The sequence below is a fragment of the Gemmatimonadota bacterium genome (genome assembly GCA_026702745.1).
Classification (GTDB): domain Bacteria; phylum JAAXHH01; class JAAXHH01; order JAAXHH01; family JAAXHH01; genus JAAXHH01.
Genome location: JAPPBT010000066.1, coordinates 21,180 through 37,903 on the forward strand (window position 1 = coordinate 21,180; position 16,724 = coordinate 37,903).

Here is a 16,724-nt window from a genome sequence, read left to right on the forward strand (position 1 = left end):
AACCGATCCCTTCATTCGAACAGACTCAACTGATTCGGGTCTTTCTCGAGGGTCCTTTCCCGGGGCGCCTGTTCCTCGGCAACGTCGCGGTCCAGGAGGAGCAGCGCGTCCGACACGTCGCCGGCCACTTCCGCTGCCGAACCCTCGTGATCGGGTTTCAGCAGCAAAACTTCCTCCGGTTCGATATCGGGATCGGACAACAGCGCCGCGCTGTGCGTGCTGACCAACACCTGCCGGCCGGTGTTCCGCTGCATGCGCCGGATCAAGGCGGCAAGCCGGTTGACGATGCCCGGGTGCAGGCAGAGCTCGGGTTCCTCCAGGAACAGCAGGGATTCCCCGTCGAGAAGTGCCCACAACATGCCGATGAGCCGCAATGTCCCATCGGAGAACTGGTCCTCCCGCTGGATGCCCGCCCTGGGCCGCCAGTGGGCGTACAGCGCCTGGAGATGGGGGCGTCCGGTCTCCGGGTCCCGAATGAACTCGAGCTGCTCGAGCCGCGGCACGACCGCCTTGAGCACCGCTTCGATCCGGGACAGGCGGGCTCTTCGGGTCCGGTCGTGTTCCCGGGCTATACGGTCCAGGAAGTCCTGCCCGTAGGGGTCGCCCTCGAGCGTCCGGCCGCCGATCAGGTCCGCATGGCGGAGCAGCGAAGGGACCAGGTGATGGTATGTGATGGCCTGAAAGTACCGGGCTATCTCCCGGAACGCCCGGTTGGCGGTGATCTGTTCCAGGTAGGTCTGGGTCAGCCGTACGATGTCTTCCCGGTCCTCCTCGTTCGGCCGTTCGAGAATGACGGTCTCGTCCCGGCTCACCCGCTCATAGGTAATCAGCGTGTGCCGGTTTCCCCTGGCCTGCTGCTTGAGTCCGAGCTCATAGCGCCAGGTTTCACGCCCGTTCACCGGGTCGCAGAAGCGCACCTCGATGGCGATATCCGGATCCCTGCGCGCGGCGAGATTCCGGATCTTGGTCATGCCGCCCCGGTCCGCGACGGCCTTCTGGAGACCCCCGCCCTCGACCTTGGCGATATCCCGGAGAAACCGGAACACGTCCATCAGGTTGGACTTCCCGGACGCGTTGGGGCCTACGACGAACTGCCGCTTTTGCAGGTCGACGCTGATCCGCGAGAAATTCCGCCAGTTTCTGACTTTCAGATGGCGCACATACATGGTCCGCTCCGGCGATCCACGGTGTACTAGTCGAAAAAGCCCTGGTCTTCTTCCTTCAGGTAGGGCAGTGCCCTGTCCGGCACCAGGTCGACCCCCAGGCCGGGACTGTCCCACACGTCGATGAAGCCGTCTTTCACAATCGTTTCCGGCAATCCCTCCACGATATCGTACCACCAGGCCGGGTTGCCGACGGGGTATTCGAAGGCAATGTAATTGGGCGGCATGGCGGCCGAGGCGTGCACCAGGGCGGCCAGGCCGATCAGGCCGTCTATGACGCCGTGGGGCGCCATGAGCACGCCGTGGAGGTCGGCGTATTCCGCGATCCACTTCAGTTCCGCGATCCCGCCCACGTCGGCCGGATCGGGGCCTACCACGTCCACGGCCCTTTTTTCGATGAGATCGACGAAGTTCTCCCGAAGATAGATCTGCTCCCCCGTGTGAATCGGCGTGGAAGTCTTCGAATTCACTTCCCGGTAGAGGTCGGCCAGGACGAAGGGCGTATAGTCGCCGGTAATCATGTCTTCCAGCCACATGATGTGCAGGTGTTCCACGGCTTTCGCCAGGCGCAGGGCGTCCGGCACGAGCATGCCGGGGCCGCAGTCGAGGGCCAGGCCGACTTCATCGCCGAGGACCGCCTTCATGGCCTCGATGCAGGCTACGAGGTGCTTCAGGCCCTTCTCGGTGAGCGGCCCCCGATTGCCGTGAAAGCCCTGCTTCTGCAGGTCGCCGTAGAAGAAGTCGGGGACCTGCGACGGCATCTGGCTGTGAAAGCTGATGCCCTGCTTGATGATGGTAAACCCCTCGGGCGCTGCCTTCATCCGGGCCATGTCCTCCGCGTAGTCCTCCACGGTGGCCCCCTTCATGGGAAACCGCACGGCGCCGTTGTACACCCGCACCCGGTCCCGCATCTTGCCCCCAAGCAGCTTGTACACCGGCAGTCCGGCCGCCTTGCCCGCGATATCCCACAGGGCCATCTCGATGGCGCTAACCGCGCTGCCCCAGGGCTTGAAGCTGCCCAACCGCCGTATGCTCGAGATCACGCGGTTCACATCCGTCGGGTCCTGGCCGATAATGTGGTCCCGGTAGAACAGGACGTGGGGCTTCATGTAGGGCTTGGAGTTCTCGATCTGTCCCAGCCCGTGGATCCCCTCGTCCGTCGTGATCCGTACCACGGGGTTCTGGCCGATTACGGCGCATCTCAGGTCGGTGATCTTCATGCGGGACTCCCAGTACTCCCTGTGGTCTGTTGCAGCCGGCGCTCCCATCCCGCCGGCCGGCCGGCCGCCTCCCACGCCTTCATTTCGTCCAGCAGACGTTCGACGATGTCTTTCGGCCCCTGGAATCCGCCCTGACGTTTCATTTCGCAAACGCCGTCGGACAGCAGGTGCCGGTGCTCCTCGATGGGACCCGCACCGGGCGTCCAGGACGCGTAGGACGTGCAGTATCTTTGAAACATGGTGCGCCGCGGCGGGTCACGCAAGGGCCAGGGCAGCGCACCGTGACAGAGCGCTTCGGTAAAGACGACGGCGTCCCCGGCGTTGATGGGCACGTTGACGACCGTCGGCGGTCCGGAGCGGATGTCGATGGGTGCAGGCCGTTCGAAATAGGTCTTGTGGCTGCCGGGAATGCACACGAATCCGGCCCCTTCGGGCACGTCCACCAGGGAAATGGCCGCGTTGATGAAGGTGGCGAACACTTCGCCGTCCGCGGCCTGGTAGTCGTTGGCCGGGTTTCTCCACGCCCCGGTGGCGCCGTTGTGCAGCGTGATCTCGTCGCTGTCCGGCCTGTTCACCGTAAGGGCCGACAGCAGGTGCTGGGGCCGTTCCCTCGTCAGGGCGAGCACGAGGCGCATGATCGGCAGGTTCAGTATGAGCCGGTCGAATACCGGGTCGGCGTACTCGGAGTGGAGAATGGCTCGCGCGGCCGTCGGGTTTTCACCGGGATTCTCATAGGAACAGAGCGGCTGCGGCAGTTCCTCCTCTTCCATCCCGTGCCATTCGTCGCACCGCGCGATCATGCGATCCAGGTCATCGGGCGTGACGACCTTGCGAAGGACGAGATAACCGTGCAGATCGAAAAGCCACTTCTCTCTATCCGAAAGCATGCGACCCACCCCGTCAGTTCACATAAGCGTTGTGGAACGCGATCCACTTCGGCAGGACTTCCTCGATCACCTCCCTGGGCGGCAGGAACGCGATCCTCAAGTGACTGGTGCCCGGCTGCTGCCCGAATCCCTCGCCGTTGACCGTGACCAGTCCGGTCCGCTCCAGAAGTTCCATGCAGTAGTCGAAGTCGTTCGTACCTTCCGGCAGCTTGTCCAGCCTGGGGAAGAGGTACATCGCCCCGGTTCGCCCGAAACAGGAAACACCTTCCATCTGATCGAAACCCGACCTGATCATGACCGCCTTATCGTGGAGATCTTCGAGGATCGTCCTGCGTTCATTCGTGAAGCGGCGGTAGGGCTCGGCGTTCTCGGGTGGCGGATTGACGAGCAGGTACATCATCAGTTGGCCGACCGTGTTCGAACAGATGTTCACCGACGCCTGTTTGAGCACGAGATCGGTAAACGACAGTTCGGTGTTCCGAACGCGCGGAGCATTCCTGATCTCGAGATATCCGCCCCGGTGGCCGCACTCGCCGTAGAAACCCTTCGAGGTGCTGTGCACGCTGAACAGCGGCACACCGCTACGACCCAGCACCCGGGCGAAGGACACGAACCCCGCATCCCCACCGTAGACGTTCTCCTGGTAGACCTCGTCGGCGATGATGGCCAGACCGTTGTCGCCGGCAAAGGCGACCACCTCCCTGACGGTCTCTTCGGCCAGCACCGCGCCGGTCGGGTTACCCGGGTTGATCACCACGATGGCCTTGACGTCCACGCCGCGCCCGCGTGCGTCTTCCAGGGAAGATTCCAGCAGGTCCCGATCCAGGGCCCAACCCGAGTCCTCATTTAGGAAATAATCGACCTGCACGCCGCCGCAGCGCTTGATAGCCGCCGAGTACAGCGGATACTGGGGAATGGGGATCATGATGCCGTCCGACGCGTCGTCGATCAACAGGTCGATGACGTACCGCACACCTTCGCTGGCGCCGTTGGTGATGAATACCTGCTCCGGATCGGAACGGGGAACGGCGCCGCGGTCCGCATCGTCCGCACCGTCTCTGCGGTCTATGAATGCCGCCACGGCTTCCCGGATGAACCGCGGTCCGCTGCTGTCCGAGTAGGCGCCCATGCCGGTCTCCATCTGCGACAGGTAGCGTTCGCTGAGATCGAGCACGTAGTCCGAGTGGAAGTCGTCATGTTCCAGTCCGCCTGGCCCGCCTGGTCCGCCTGCTCCACCTGGGCCGCACGATCGGTCCAGGGCGCCGCCGTTAAACAACGCTTTGAGTCTGCGTTCGCGCTCAATGCGAACGGGATGCTCGACCAGGCTCAGCACCTCACGATAAAAGGAGATGGGTCGCTGGCCAAGGGCCTGGGGATTGCCGAGATTGCACGGGATGATGCGTCTTCCCTGTTGCTTCAGTTCGGCCGCCCGCAGGGGAATCGGTCCCCGCACGGCGTACTCCATTTCGAGTATCCTGCGATTGACCGCCATGTCCCAGGGCGCTTTTAATTGCATGGTTCCCGGTTCCGGTGGGTTGCGTTTTCAGATTCACTTAGATTATAGAATCACGCTACGTATTTGTCGATGTATAAATGACCGGCCCCGCGATCGTATTTGGCGATTATTGCTTGACCACCCTTTGGCCACGGGGTAACTTCGCCTCATACCGACAATCTATGCAGACCGAGAAAGGTACGAACTTTCCATCTTCGCCTGCAGGCAGACTGCCGCCATACCAGACAGCCCGTCGAATCGCGCCGGCTATACGGCCGGACTTCAAATGAATACCGGCGAAGGGCGTGTGCTGGATAAATGCGGAACGAGCGCAGGAGAAACCCGGGAGGAATCATGATTCGAAGGTCCTTTATACACATGGCTACGAGTGCCCTGGCCGCGACAGGAATTGCGTTCCTTGCGGTCGCGTGCGCGGACATGGAGGTGGCTGAACAGACCGCTGACGCTGACGCTGACGCCGACGCCGTGATGGCGCCGATGTTCGAGGTGGACCCCCTGTGGCCCAAGCCGCTGCCCAACCACTGGATCCTGGGTTCCGCCATCGGCGTAACCGTCGACGCCAACGACAACATCTGGATCATACACCGCGGAAACGGTAACCCGAGCACGGAACTGGGCGCTGCGCAGGACCCGCCCGTGGCCGAATGCTGCATTCCCGCGCCGCCGGTACTCCAGTTCAGTCCCGAGGGCGATCTGTTGAACCATTGGGGCGGACCGGGAGAAGGATACGACTGGCCGGGTTCGAATCACGGGATTACCGTCGACCCGATGGGTAATCTATGGATCGGCGGCAACGGGGGCGACGACGCCCACATCCTGGTTTTCGCCCAGGACGGCACCTTCCTGAAGCAGTTCGGCGAACCGGGCGCGCGAAGGGCCGATGGCTTTGACGAGGCCGATCCGGCGTGGAGTGGCAACAGCATGGATCCGGGGAATTTCGGACGTGTGGCCAAGATCTCCTTCGATGCCTCCGCGAACGAAGCCTATGTGGCCGATGGGTACCTGAACAAGCGCGTTGCGGTGCTCGACATCGAGACCGGGGCCCTGAAGCGGTACTGGGGCGCTTACGGCAATGAACCTGATGACGCCAATATCGGTAGATACGATCCCAAGGCGCCGCCGGCCCAGCAGTTCCGCAATCCCGTCCACGCGGCCGATCCCTCGAACGACGGTCACGTATACGTCTGCGACCGGCCCAACAACCGTGTCCAGGTTTTCCGGACGGACGGCACCTTCGTGATGGAGAAAGTCCTCTCCGGCAACACGCTGGGCGCCGGGTCTACCTGGGACGTCGCCTTTTCAAAGGACGCGGACCAGAAATACCTGTACGTGGCGGACGGCCAGAACATGAAGGTGTACGTGCTGTTGCGGGAGACCATGGAAGTGCTGACCACTTTCGGAGACGGTGGCCGCCAGCCGGGCCAGTTCTTCGGCACCCATAGCATCGCGACCGATTCGAAGGGCAATATCTACACCACGGAGACCTACGAAGGCAAGCGCGTGCAGAAGTTCACCTATATGGGTGAGGGCCCGGTCGATCAGCAGGACCAGGGCGTGATATGGCCCTCCGCATCCCGGTAGGCACGACGGATCGGGTCTCTCCTCTTACGGGACGACGGACGGCGACCAGCCGGGTTGCCGTCCGCGTCCTGCTTTTCCTGGCCATAGCCGGACTCACGGCAGCCGTGCCGTCACCCGGCGCCTTCGGCCACGACATCCCCTCCGACATCACGGTACGCGCTTTCATCAAGCCGGAAGGCCAGCGCCTCAGGATGCTCGTGCGCGTACCCCTCGAGGCCATGGTCGACGTCACCTTTCCTCTGACCGGCCCCGGCTACCTCGACCTGTCCCGCGCCGACGAGTCCCTGCGTGACGCCGCCATGCTGTGGCTCGGGCAGGAGGTGGCGATCTACGAAGACGGATCGCGCCTGGCCGTGCCCGAACTGATGGCCGTCAGGGCCTCCCTGCCTTCCGATCCATCCTTTCAAGCGTACGATTCCGCGCTGGTTGCCACCCGGGGGCCGCCGCTCCCGGCCGGTACACAGATCTTCTGGCAGCAGGTCATGCTGGACGTGCTCTTCGAGTACCGGATCACATCGGATCGTTCGGAGTTTTCGATTCTCCCCGGACTCGAAAGGCTGGGTATGCGGGTCTCGACCGTGCTGCGCTTCCTGCCTGTTTCAGGGGGCGAACGTCTCTACCAGTATACCGGTAATCCGGGCCTTGTCGTACTCGATCCCCGCTGGCACCAGGCCGCGTTTCGTTTCGTGCAACTCGGTTTCACCCACATCCTCGACGGCATGGACCATCTCCTGTTCCTGCTGTGCCTGATCATCCCCTTTCAGCGGCTGCGCGTACTCGTGATCCTCGTTACGGCCTTTACCGTTGCGCACTCGGTCACGCTGGTCGCTGCCACGCTGGGCCTGACGCCCGCCGCCCTTTGGTTCGTCCCCCTCGTGGAAACGGTGATCGCCGCCTCCATCGTCTACATGGCACTGGAGAACATCGTTTCGCCCGGCCTGCGCCGGCGCTGGATGGCCGTATTCGGGTTCGGACTCGTGCACGGATTCGGATTCGCCTACGCGCTGCGGGACATGCTGCCTTTCGGCGGAGATCACCTGGTGGTCTCGCTGCTGGCGTTCAATGTGGGGGTCGAGATCGGTCAGCTACTCGTGATTCTGATCTGTGTCCCGATACTGCGTTTACTCTTCAGGTACCTTCCGGGTGAGCAACCCAGGCAAAGTATGCAGGCCGGCAAGATCGGGCAGACCGGACGGACCGGATGGACCGGATGGACCGGGCATCCCAGGCGGATCGCCGCGGTCATCCTCTCGGTCCTCGCGGGTCATACGGCCTGGCACTGGCTGGTGGAGCGCGGCGCCGTGTTGTGGGAATACGATGTGCTGGCCACGACGCCGGACAGCGCGCTGTATGGAGTGGCGGGACTCCTGGTACTGATGTTGATCATCGCCGCCTTCGCGGGATGGGCGTTCCTTCGTTCTGACCGGGCGGACCGGACGAACCGGTCTGATTAGGCGGGCTGGCCAGGCTGACCGGGCGGACCGGACGAACCGGTCTGATTAGGCGGGCTGGCCAGGCTGACCGGGCGGACCGGACGAACCGGTCTGATTAGGCGGGCTGGCCAGGCTGACCGGGCGGACCGGACGAACCGGTCTGATTAGGCGGGCTGGCCAGGCTGACCGGGCACTTCAATGAAGGCTTCGGACAGCGCGAACACGCAGGAGCTGCGCTCTCCGCCGAGACTGGGCTTCCATATATCGACCGGATAGGGTTCGCCCGGAATCATGTGACCGTTGAACATGATCTGGGCGGACCGTGCAAAGTACAGGCAGGAGAAAACGTCCCATCCTTCCCGGAATCTCGGAGCGGGCGCTTCGAGCAGTTCGGGAGACCGCAGGCCGCCCCAGCGGGCGATGACCTGGTCTTCCTCCGTTTCGATCGTCCACGCGGGCGCGTCGAGCACGTTGCCGCTCCGCGTGAAGGAAGCCGGCACCACCTCCAGTTCCATGTCGTACATGCCGCCCCGGCCGCTCATCCAGGTCTGAATGAATGTAGTCATCTCCGGGTTGTCGGTGCAGATCCTGTGATACGAGAATCCATCCTCGATAAGGACATAGGCCACGGTCCCTTCGCCGGCCGAACAGTAGTGCGTATGCCAAAGGCTGACCATCGCACTGTTCTCCCCGGCACCCGCGGGACGAACATAGTTGATCCAGTGCTGTCCCGTCCAGAACAGCCTGCCCGGGTTGACGATCGGCCTGTTCATCCGGTTCCTCCAATACCCAGCGTAGCCGGTCCACGGTCCGCGTAGCCGGTCCACGGTCCGCGTAGCCGGTCCACGGTCCGCGTAGCCGGCCCATGATCCGCGAAATCGCTCACGGCCCGAATCCATGTAAACTGATCCGGGTGGGGCCGGACGTCAAGGGCGGACTGGGAGACCGGCCGGCGAGGCCCTTGCGAGCGGCACTTCCTCTCAGACCTTCCGCATAAATCGCTTGCCCGGTTTCGGTCCGTCCTGTACATTTTCCGCATCGGGTCTTACAATCGGGAGGCCGGGCAATAAGGTTAGTTCAAGCAAGCGGGCGGTCTTTCTCTCACTCCAGGAGCCAAACGGCATGATCGGCGATATCGGCATGCAGGAACTGATGGTGATCTTCCTGATCGTCCTGCTCTTGTTCGGCGCGGACCGGATCCCGGCCCTGGCGAGGGGACTGGGCAAGGGCGTGCGGGAGTTCAAGCGGGTCGTGAACAATGCGAATACTGAAATCCAGCGCGCCATCGACATCGACGAGAAGGAACCGCCCCCGCGAAAGCCACCGCCGACAAAGGAACTGGACCGGTCATAGGACAACGGAACAGCAGGCTTGACGAATGGGCGTGCCGGCCGGTGGACGGTGCGCCCGTTTTGCATGATCCGGAGCCCGCAGCGCTATCCACGACTACAGGACATGTCCACTGCCGCCCTTCGCAATGACGCACGGTGCATTTTCGACGCGGCCCTTCAAGCTGTAGATCCAGCGTCGGCCATCCGGCGCCATGTCGTACGTGAAGGAAGCCGGCTGAAAGTCGGCGGCCGCGGTTACGACCTGGACCAGTTCGAGAACGTCTACGTCGTCGGTGCCGGCAAAGCGGGTTCCGTGATGGCCGGCGCCATGGAATCGCTACTCGGCGACCAGCTAACCGGGGGCGTGGTCAACGTCAAGTACGGACATGCTACGCCGCTGCGGCGCGTGGAGGTGGTCGAAGCGGGCCATCCCATTCCCGACGCGGCGGGCTTGGTCGGAACGCAGAAAATCGTTGAGCTCCTGGCGCCTGTCGGGGAAGACGACCTGGTGTTCTGCCTGCTTTCGGGTGGGGGATCCGCGCTCCTGCCGCTACCTGCCGATGGGGTGACGCTGGAGGAGAAACAGGCGGTCACGGAGCTGCTGCTTCAGTGCGGCGCGACGATCAACGAAACCAACACGATCCGCAAGCATATCTCGCGGGTAAAGGGTGGACAATTGGCCAGGCTGGCCTCGCCCGCGCGGGTGGTGAGCCTGGTCCTTTCGGACGTCATCGGGGACCCGCTCGATATCATCGCGTCGGGGCCCACGGTGCCGGATGAAAGCACTTTTGCCGATTGCCGGTCTATTCTTGATCGGTACGGTCTGCAGGATAGACTGCCTGTTGCGGTGATTCGCCACCTGGATGCGGGGTCGAAGGGAATCGTACCGGAAACACCGGACTCCGGCGACCCGGTCTTCCATCGAATGCAGACGGTCACTGTCGCCAACAACCGCCAGGCACTGGATTCCGCCCGGATCGAGGCGGAAAAGAGAGGATACAACCCGCTCGTGCTGTCCAGTTCGATCGACGGCGAGACCCGCGAGGTCGCTCGTATCTACGCCGCCATGGCCCGGGAGATCGAAGGGTATGGCGATCCGGTTAGGCGCCCGGCGTGCGTAATTTCCGGCGGCGAGACCACGGTAACGCTGAAGGGCGGCGGCAAAGGCGGACGTAACCAGGAATTCGTACTGGCCACCGTATCGGGCATCGAGGGACTGGAACGAACCGTCGTATTCAGCGCCGGAACGGACGGGACGGACGGTCCTACCGACGCCGCGGGCGCGGTGGCGGACGGACATACGCAGGCCCGGGCCGTCGAAATGGGGCTGGACGCCGACGCCTGCATGGACCGCAGCGACGCCTATCACTTTTTCGAACCGCTGGGTGACCTCGTCATGACGGGCCCTACCCATACCAATGTCATGGACCTGCGACTGTTACTCGTCGGTTGAGGACACATAAGGCTGGGATCGACCATGATGACCGAAGCGCAAAGGTACCTGTTCGACCTGACCGGTTTTCTGCACCTGGATGGCGCCCTTGGAGAAACGGCGCTCGCCGAGGCGCTTGATGCTGCGGAGCGGTATATCCGGACGCCCGCCGAAGACCTCCCGCCGGACTTCGGGAGCAGAGACGGCCGCATCTACGACAACGGATTCGCCTTCGACAAGTCACTGGAGCGGCTGGTCTTCGAGCCAAGCTACTGGCCCATCGTAAAGGAGTTCACGTCCGGCAAACCCCGTTTCGTCCGGGGGTCCATGCTCGTGAACCAGCCCGGCGGAGTCGTCGATCCAGGATCGCTCCACTGCGCACGCGAAGCCTACGGTTGGCAAAGCACGCGCTACGATTGCCGGGACGGCCGTATTTACTGCGATGATTTCGTCGTATTCATTTATCTCACCGACGTGAATCCCGGCGACGGCGGACTCGTGGTCGTGCCCGGGTCGCACAAGTGCAATTTCGACCGCCCCGATTCGGTCTTCGACGGGGGTGACCTGGAAGACGACGCGCCACCAGGCACGATAAACGTCACCCCCAGGGCGGGCGACGCGGTGATCATCTCCGAGTTGCTCACGCACGGTACCCTCCGGTGGAAGCCAACCGACCGGAAGCGTATCGTGCTCGTGCTGCGGTACGCACCCCAGTACAGCGGTGGCGGACCGTGGACGACGGACACGCTCAAGGCCCGGCTTTCTCCCGAGACTAATGAATTGATGGCCCTGGCCTCCTTTACGGAGGTCAAGGACGTCGCCCAGAGGGAAGTGGTCACGTTAACCGAATGATCCGTTCGCGTCTTCCATAACGGCCCTGACCCGGCAGCGGCCCTGACCTGGCGGCCCTGACCCGGCACCGCCCGGAGCGGCGCAAAGGCAAGGTACATGGACTCAGCCTGGCAGGAACAGATCGCGAAAGAGACCGACTGCGCGTTCCGATTCGACGAAACGGCCAGGGTCCTGTACAGCACGGACGCCAGCATCTACGAAATCCAGCCGCTGGGCGTCGCCTATCCAGCCCACGCGGACCAGGTCTCCCGCATCCTCCGTTTCGCCTACGAAAGAGGCATCCCCGTCACGCCCCGCGGCGGGGGCACCAGCCTGGGCGGCCAGGCGGTAGGCCGCAGCATCCAGGTCGACTTCTCCCGGCACATGAACCGGATCCTCGAGGTCAACGTCGAGGAACAGTGGGCCAGGATCCAGCCCGGCGTGGTGCTCGACGAACTGAACGACCACCTGAAACCTATGGGACTGCTCTTCGCCCCGGACGTCTCCCCGAGCAACCGGGCGAACGTCGGCGGCATGATCGGCAACAACTCCTGCGGTTCCCATTCCATCATATACGGCAAAACGATCGACCACGTCCTGGAACTCGACGTGGTCCTGAGCGACGGCACCCAGACGGTCTTCAAGCCGGTTGGCGACCGTGAATACGGCCAGAAGGCCGCACTCGGCGGACTGGAGGGCCGGATCTACCGCGAAATCCGCCGCATCGCCCACGAAAACCGGGACGAGATCGCGGCCCGGTACCCCCGGATCATGCGGCGCGTGGGCGGATACAACCTGGACGAGTTTACCGGAGAAGGTCCCTTCGACCCCTGCAAGATGATCGTCGGGTCCGAGGGCACCCTGGCGGCCGTGACCGAGGCGCGCGTCAACCTGGTGCCGCTTCCTGCCCACAAGGCCCTCGGTATCTGTCACTTCTCGGACCTGATCGAATCCATGGAAGCGACGGTGGAGATCCTGAAGACCGATCCCTCCGCCGTGGAACTCACCGACAAGACCATACTGGATCTGGCCAAGGAATCTCCCGCGGCCGCCCATCAGCGGGACTTCATCGACGGCGACCCGGAAGCCATCCTCATGGTCGAGTATTACGGGGAGACGGAAGGCGAGGTCACGGACCGCCTGGACGCCCTCGAATCCCTGCTTCGGGAGAAGCACCTGGGCTACGCCTGCGTCCGTGCCTCGACTCCTGCCGCCCAGTCGAACGCCTGGACCATCCGGAAGGCGGGACTCGGGTTGCTGATGGGCATGAAGGGGGATACCAAGCCGGCGACTTTCGTGGAGGACACGGCGGTGTCGCCGGAGAAGCTTCCGGACTACATCCGCGACTTCCGCGACATCGTCCACAAGCACGGCACGGTGGCGTCCTACTACGCCCACGCCAGCGTGGGCACGATCCACATCCGGCCGCTCATCAATCTCAAGGAAGCCGAGGGCATCGCGCGCATGCGGGTCATCGCCGAAGAAATCCGCGACCTGGTCCTGGCCTACGGCGGCGCGGTCAGTTCCGAGCACGGCGACGGACTCGTGCGGAGCGAGTGGAACGAAAAGGTGTTCGGCCCGCGGCTGTACGAGGCCTTTAAGGCGGTCAAGGCCGTGTTCGACCCGAACGGCATCATGAATCCAGGCAAGATCATCGCGAACCAGAAGATGACCGACAACCTGCGATTCGGCCCGGCATACCAGGCGGAGGAGATCAACACGTATTTCGATTTCTCGGGCGACGGCGGGTTCTCGCGGTCCATCGAGCTCTGCAACGGGGTCGGCGCCTGCCGCAAGAAGCTGGTGGGAACCATGTGCCCGTCCTATATCGCCACGCTCGACGAGGAGCACAGCACCCGGGGCCGCGCAAACGTGCTCCGGGCAGCCCTGTCGGGGAAACTGGACGACGAGGGGTTCACAAGCGACCGGGTCTACGAAGCCCTCGACCTCTGCCTGGAGTGCAAGGGCTGCAAAGGCGAGTGCCCCTCCAACGTCGACATGGCCAAGATGAAGTACGAATTCCTCGCCCACTACTACGAGAAACACGGGCTGCCCCTGCGCAACCGCCTGTTCGGCCGTATCGAAACGCTCAACCGGCTCGGTTCCGCCTTTGCGCCGCTGAGCAACCGGATCGTGAACCATCCCTGGCACAAGCGGATCCTGGAACGGACGATCGGCGTGGACAGGCGGCGGTCCCTTCCGGAGTTCGCCGAAGTCACGTTCGAACAGTGGTTCTATCAGCGCGGTTCCGGTAGCGCCGAGAACCGTGATCGACCGACCGTCGTCTTCTTCCCGGACACCTTCGTCAACTACAGCGAGCCCCATATCGGGATTGCCGCCGTGGAGGTACTCGAAAGCGCCGGATACCGCGTGGTGCTGGCCGAACCCCGCGCCTGCTGCGGCAGGCCCCTCATCTCGAAGGGCATGCTGCGCCAGGCCCGGGAGGCCGCCGAATACAACATCACCCAGCTTGTCCGGTACGTGGACCGCGGATGGACCATCGTGGGCTGTGAACCCAGTTGTGTCATGACGTTTCGGGACGACTACCGCGACCTCGTGGACGACCCGCGTGCCGACCGGCTCGCAGAGGGCATGCTCATGATCGACGAGTTCCTGGCCCGGGAGCACGGGGCCGGTCGTCTATCGCTTCCGGTCCGGCCCACTGGCCGGTCGATCAGTCTGCACGGGCACTGCCAGCAGAAGGCCATCGCTGGTACCAACTCCACTGTGGCCGCCCTGGAACTGGTGCCCGGGTACGAGGTCACGACGTTGAACACCGGGTGCTGCGGCATGGCCGGCAGCTTCGGCTACGAACGAGAGCACTACGACCTGTCTATGAAAATCGGCGAAGACCGCCTCTTCCCCGCTGTCCGCGCCGCCGACGAAGGGACGGAACTCGCCGCGACGGGGACCTCCTGCCGGCACCAGATCGCCGACGGCACGGGCAGGACGGCCTTCCATCCTATCGAACTGATCAGAAATGCCCTCGGCGACCGGCGGAGCATCCAGCGTTGAACCGCGCCCCCTGTTTCTCCACTTTTTCCATCGTCGCCCTGGACCCCGATACGGGGGATCTCGGCGTGGCGACCCAGTCTAAGTATCTCGCCGTTGGATCCGTGGTCCCCTGGGCGCGGTTCAACGCCGGCGCCATCGCCACGCAGGCCTGGGCCAACGCGTCCTTCGGCCCCAGGGGGCTCGACCTGCTCGAACAGGACGTTGGCGCCATCGACACCCTCGAACGCCTGATCGATTCCGATGCCGGCCGGCAGTCCCGCCAGGTCGGCGTGGTGGATCTCGACGGCACGGCGGCGGCCTTCACGGGTACGGCATGCCAGGAGTGGGCGGGGCACGTAACCGGACCGGGCCACGTCTGCCTGGGCAACATCCTCGCGGGTGAAGAGGTGGTCGAGTCCATGGCGGCAACCTTCGAGGCACCCGGTGCGGAGGATTTTGCGGCGAAACTGCTCACTGTACTCACGGCCGGCCAGGATGCCGGCGGCGACCAGCGGGGCATGCAGTCGGCCGCCCTGCTCGTGGCAAGGAAAGGCGGAGGTTGTGGCGGCACCTCCGATTTCCTCGTGGACCTGCGGGTCGACGACCATGCCGAGCCCATCGAGGAATTGAAGCGCCTGTACCTGCTCCATGGAAGGCTCAGTCCATGAAGTCCGACATGCAGCGCGCCAAACTCGCACTGCTCACCGTGGTTCACTTCCTGGTGGACCTCTTCTCCTCCCTGCTGACGCCCATTCTTCCCGCGCTCGTTTCGCGACTGCAGCTTTCCCTCACGCAGGCCGGCCTCCTCGCCGGCCTTCCGGCCATGACCTCCTCCCTGGTCCAGCCACTGATGGGCATCCTCGGGGACCGGATGGAGAAACGCTATTTCATCATCCTCGGTCCGGTGTTCTGCGCCGTCTTCATGTCCGCCGTGGGACTGGCGCCCTCCTTTCTCGTCCTGCTGCTGTTCATCATCCTGGGCGGGTTCGGCACTGCCAGTTTCCACCCGCAGAGTGTTTCCATGGCCGGTGATGTCAGCGGATCGAGACGCGGATACGGCGTATCGCTTTTTATCGTCGGGGGAACTGCGGGGCTGGCTGCGAGTCCCTTCGTGGTGCCTCGCATCGTGGAGCGCTACGGTCTCGAAAGCCTGGTCTGGCTCGCCGTTCCCACGGTGATTGCCGTACTGGCCATGGCCCGGGTCATCCCCATCCGGAACGAGGACCGGCGGGTAACCCGGTTGGCTGATGTAGGCGCTTCGTTCCGGCCGAATCTGTGGCCCATGGTCAATCTCACGGTGGTGGGCATCATCCGGACCATCTCCGGGGTCGGGTTCGCCACTTTTTTCGTGTTGCTGCTCAAGGACCGTGGCCTTACCCTGCAGCAGGGGGGCGACCTGCTCTTCGTCTTCCAGGGCGGTGCGGTGATCGGCGGGTTCGTCGGCGGGTGGCTTTCGGACCGGTTGGGACGGAGTCGCGTGATCTGGTCCACGATACTGCTTTCCACCCCCTTCCTGTTCGCTTCGCTCTACGATACCGGTCCACTGCTCCCCGTCTGGCTGTTCCTGGGCGGCTTCATGAACATGGCGTCAAATTCCGTTTCCGTCGCCATGGCCCAGGAGCTCGTTCCGGACAGCGCGGGAACGGCCTCCAGTTTCCCTATGGGCTTCAGCTGGGGCGCGGCGGGTGGCGCGCTGATCGTCTTCGGCGGTATCGCGGACCGAATCGGCGTGGTGGCGACGCTTGAAGTGCTGGCACTGATCCCGCTGGCCGCCGTGGCACTGGCCCTGATGCTGCCGCGGGACCGGGAATTCCGAAGGGCCGTTACCCAGGTGCGCAAGGCGGCTGCGGCCGTAGAGGAAGTGAACTGATCTCTGCTGGATGTGGATGCGGGGGTCGTTGTATCGAAATCGAATCCGGGGATGACTGGCAGAACCCCGGTGTTTCAAGGAGACCCATCATGTCCGAACGTGTCGTGCGCCTGACCGAACTTGCGGCGCTGGACGAGGCCATCGCCTCGTCGTCCGAACGTCCCGTGTTCGTCTACAAGCACAGTACGGTGTGCCCGGTGAGCGCCCGGGCCGCCGATCATTACCACGACTTCGCGGACGAACACGCGGACGGAGATACCACCGAGGAGGCGTCCACGCCCCCGCCGCTGTTCACCCAGGTCATGGTCATAGAAAACCGTGATCTTTCCAATGAGATCGAATCCCGCCTTGGGGTCCGGCACGAATCGCCGCAGCTGTTGCTGATCCGGGACGGGAAGGTTGCCTGGCATGCTTCCCATTTTTCCATCACGAGTAAGGACATAAGGAACGCACTGGAGGACTGAGC

General features: G+C 63.6%; 14 protein-coding genes. 9 read left to right on the forward strand and 5 right to left on the reverse strand.

Annotated elements, in window-relative coordinates; genetic code table 11:
• Positions 1–11: 11 nt before the first annotated feature.
• From OXH56_11285 to OXH56_11300, 4 genes are read right to left on the reverse strand one after another with little or no spacing between them, the layout of a single operon-like run.
• Positions 12–1,166: an AAA family ATPase gene (locus OXH56_11285; protein ID MCY3555888.1), complete on the reverse strand. Its 1,155-nt coding sequence runs from the start codon at positions 1,164–1,166 to the stop codon at positions 12–14.
• Positions 1,167–1,192: 26 nt separating this feature from the next.
• Positions 1,193–2,383, reverse strand: coding sequence for a mandelate racemase/muconate lactonizing enzyme family protein (locus OXH56_11290; protein MCY3555889.1), 1,191 nt, complete (start codon positions 2,381–2,383; stop codon positions 1,193–1,195).
• Entirely contained in the window at positions 2,380–3,270 is an 891-nt protein-coding gene (locus OXH56_11295) for a phytanoyl-CoA dioxygenase family protein (GenBank protein ID MCY3555890.1), read from the reverse strand. The genes OXH56_11290 and OXH56_11295 overlap by 4 nt, the downstream gene beginning before the upstream one ends.
• A 13-nt stretch (positions 3,271–3,283) precedes the next feature.
• Positions 3,284–4,786, reverse strand: a complete 1,503-nt coding sequence (locus OXH56_11300) for an aminotransferase class I/II-fold pyridoxal phosphate-dependent enzyme (protein ID MCY3555891.1) — start codon at positions 4,784–4,786, stop codon at positions 3,284–3,286.
• Between the two features lie 333 nt (positions 4,787–5,119).
• Between OXH56_11300 and OXH56_11305 the strand changes: the two genes are divergently transcribed.
• Together OXH56_11305 and OXH56_11310 are read left to right on the forward strand one after the other, a co-directional pair.
• Positions 5,120–6,367, forward strand: a complete 1,248-nt coding sequence (locus tag OXH56_11305) for a hypothetical protein (GenBank protein ID MCY3555892.1) — start codon at positions 5,120–5,122, stop codon at positions 6,365–6,367.
• Positions 6,346–7,821: a HupE/UreJ family protein gene (locus tag OXH56_11310; protein ID MCY3555893.1), complete on the forward strand. Its 1,476-nt coding sequence runs from the start codon at positions 6,346–6,348 to the stop codon at positions 7,819–7,821. Before OXH56_11305 ends, OXH56_11310 begins: the two co-directional genes overlap by 22 nt.
• A gap of 143 nt (positions 7,822–7,964) precedes the next feature.
• Here the strand turns inward: OXH56_11310 and OXH56_11315 are convergent, their stop codons facing one another.
• The gene (locus tag OXH56_11315) at positions 7,965–8,573 is read right to left on the reverse strand and encodes a hypothetical protein (protein MCY3555894.1); all 609 of its coding nucleotides are present in this window, start codon (positions 8,571–8,573) and stop codon (positions 7,965–7,967) included.
• A gap of 349 nt (positions 8,574–8,922) precedes the next feature.
• Between OXH56_11315 and OXH56_11320 the strand changes: the two genes are divergently transcribed.
• The 7 genes from OXH56_11320 (at position 8,923) to ytxJ (ending at position 16,722) form a co-directional block, all read left to right on the forward strand.
• Entirely contained in the window at positions 8,923–9,153 is a 231-nt protein-coding gene (locus tag OXH56_11320) for a twin-arginine translocase TatA/TatE family subunit (protein MCY3555895.1), read from the forward strand.
• Positions 9,154–9,255: 102 nt separating this feature from the next.
• Entirely contained in the window at positions 9,256–10,584 is a 1,329-nt protein-coding gene (locus tag OXH56_11325) for a glycerate kinase (GenBank protein MCY3555896.1), read from the forward strand.
• 24 nt (positions 10,585–10,608) lie between these two features.
• Positions 10,609–11,415, forward strand: coding sequence for a phytanoyl-CoA dioxygenase family protein (locus tag OXH56_11330; GenBank protein MCY3555897.1), 807 nt, complete (start codon positions 10,609–10,611; stop codon positions 11,413–11,415).
• A 96-nt stretch (positions 11,416–11,511) separates the two neighbouring features.
• Positions 11,512–14,409 carry an anaerobic glycerol-3-phosphate dehydrogenase subunit C gene (locus OXH56_11335; protein ID MCY3555898.1) on the forward strand — a complete coding sequence of 966 codons (2,898 nt, stop codon included), beginning with the start codon at positions 11,512–11,514 and terminating at the stop codon, positions 14,407–14,409.
• Positions 14,406–15,056: a DUF1028 domain-containing protein gene (locus OXH56_11340; protein ID MCY3555899.1), complete on the forward strand. Its 651-nt coding sequence runs from the start codon at positions 14,406–14,408 to the stop codon at positions 15,054–15,056. The genes OXH56_11335 and OXH56_11340 overlap by 4 nt, the downstream gene beginning before the upstream one ends.
• Positions 15,053–16,258: an MFS transporter gene (locus OXH56_11345; protein ID MCY3555900.1), complete on the forward strand. Its 1,206-nt coding sequence runs from the start codon at positions 15,053–15,055 to the stop codon at positions 16,256–16,258. Before OXH56_11340 ends, OXH56_11345 begins: the two co-directional genes overlap by 4 nt.
• An 89-nt stretch (positions 16,259–16,347) precedes the next feature.
• The gene (gene ytxJ / locus OXH56_11350) at positions 16,348–16,722 is read left to right on the forward strand and encodes a bacillithiol system redox-active protein YtxJ (GenBank protein ID MCY3555901.1); all 375 of its coding nucleotides are present in this window, start codon (positions 16,348–16,350) and stop codon (positions 16,720–16,722) included.
• Positions 16,723–16,724 lie beyond the last annotated feature (2 nt).

What these genes read in the sequence shown, in the direction of transcription:
- OXH56_11335 (MCY3555898.1), top strand. Translation starts at nt 11,512, where the DNA reads ATGGACTCAGCCTGGCAGGAACAGATCGCGAAAGAGACCGACTGCGCG.
- OXH56_11305 (MCY3555892.1), top strand. Translation starts at nt 5,120, where the DNA reads ATGATTCGAAGGTCCTTTATACACATGGCTACGAGTGCCCTGGCCGCG.
- OXH56_11310 (MCY3555893.1), top strand. Translation starts at nt 6,346, where the DNA reads ATGGCCCTCCGCATCCCGGTAGGCACGACGGATCGGGTCTCTCCTCTT.
- OXH56_11295 (MCY3555890.1), bottom strand. Translation starts at nt 3,270, where the DNA reads ATGCTTTCGGATAGAGAGAAGTGGCTTTTCGATCTGCACGGTTATCTC.
- OXH56_11285 (MCY3555888.1), bottom strand. Translation starts at nt 1,166, where the DNA reads ATGTATGTGCGCCATCTGAAAGTCAGAAACTGGCGGAATTTCTCGCGG.
- OXH56_11300 (MCY3555891.1), bottom strand. Translation starts at nt 4,786, where the DNA reads ATGCAATTAAAAGCGCCCTGGGACATGGCGGTCAATCGCAGGATACTC.
- OXH56_11325 (MCY3555896.1), top strand. Translation starts at nt 9,256, where the DNA reads ATGTCCACTGCCGCCCTTCGCAATGACGCACGGTGCATTTTCGACGCG.
- OXH56_11320 (MCY3555895.1), top strand. Translation starts at nt 8,923, where the DNA reads ATGATCGGCGATATCGGCATGCAGGAACTGATGGTGATCTTCCTGATC.
- OXH56_11330 (MCY3555897.1), top strand. Translation starts at nt 10,609, where the DNA reads ATGATGACCGAAGCGCAAAGGTACCTGTTCGACCTGACCGGTTTTCTG.
- OXH56_11315 (MCY3555894.1), bottom strand. Translation starts at nt 8,573, where the DNA reads ATGAACAGGCCGATCGTCAACCCGGGCAGGCTGTTCTGGACGGGACAG.
- ytxJ (MCY3555901.1), top strand. Translation starts at nt 16,348, where the DNA reads ATGTCCGAACGTGTCGTGCGCCTGACCGAACTTGCGGCGCTGGACGAG.
- OXH56_11290 (MCY3555889.1), bottom strand. Translation starts at nt 2,383, where the DNA reads ATGAAGATCACCGACCTGAGATGCGCCGTAATCGGCCAGAACCCCGTG.
- OXH56_11345 (MCY3555900.1), top strand. Translation starts at nt 15,053, where the DNA reads ATGAAGTCCGACATGCAGCGCGCCAAACTCGCACTGCTCACCGTGGTT.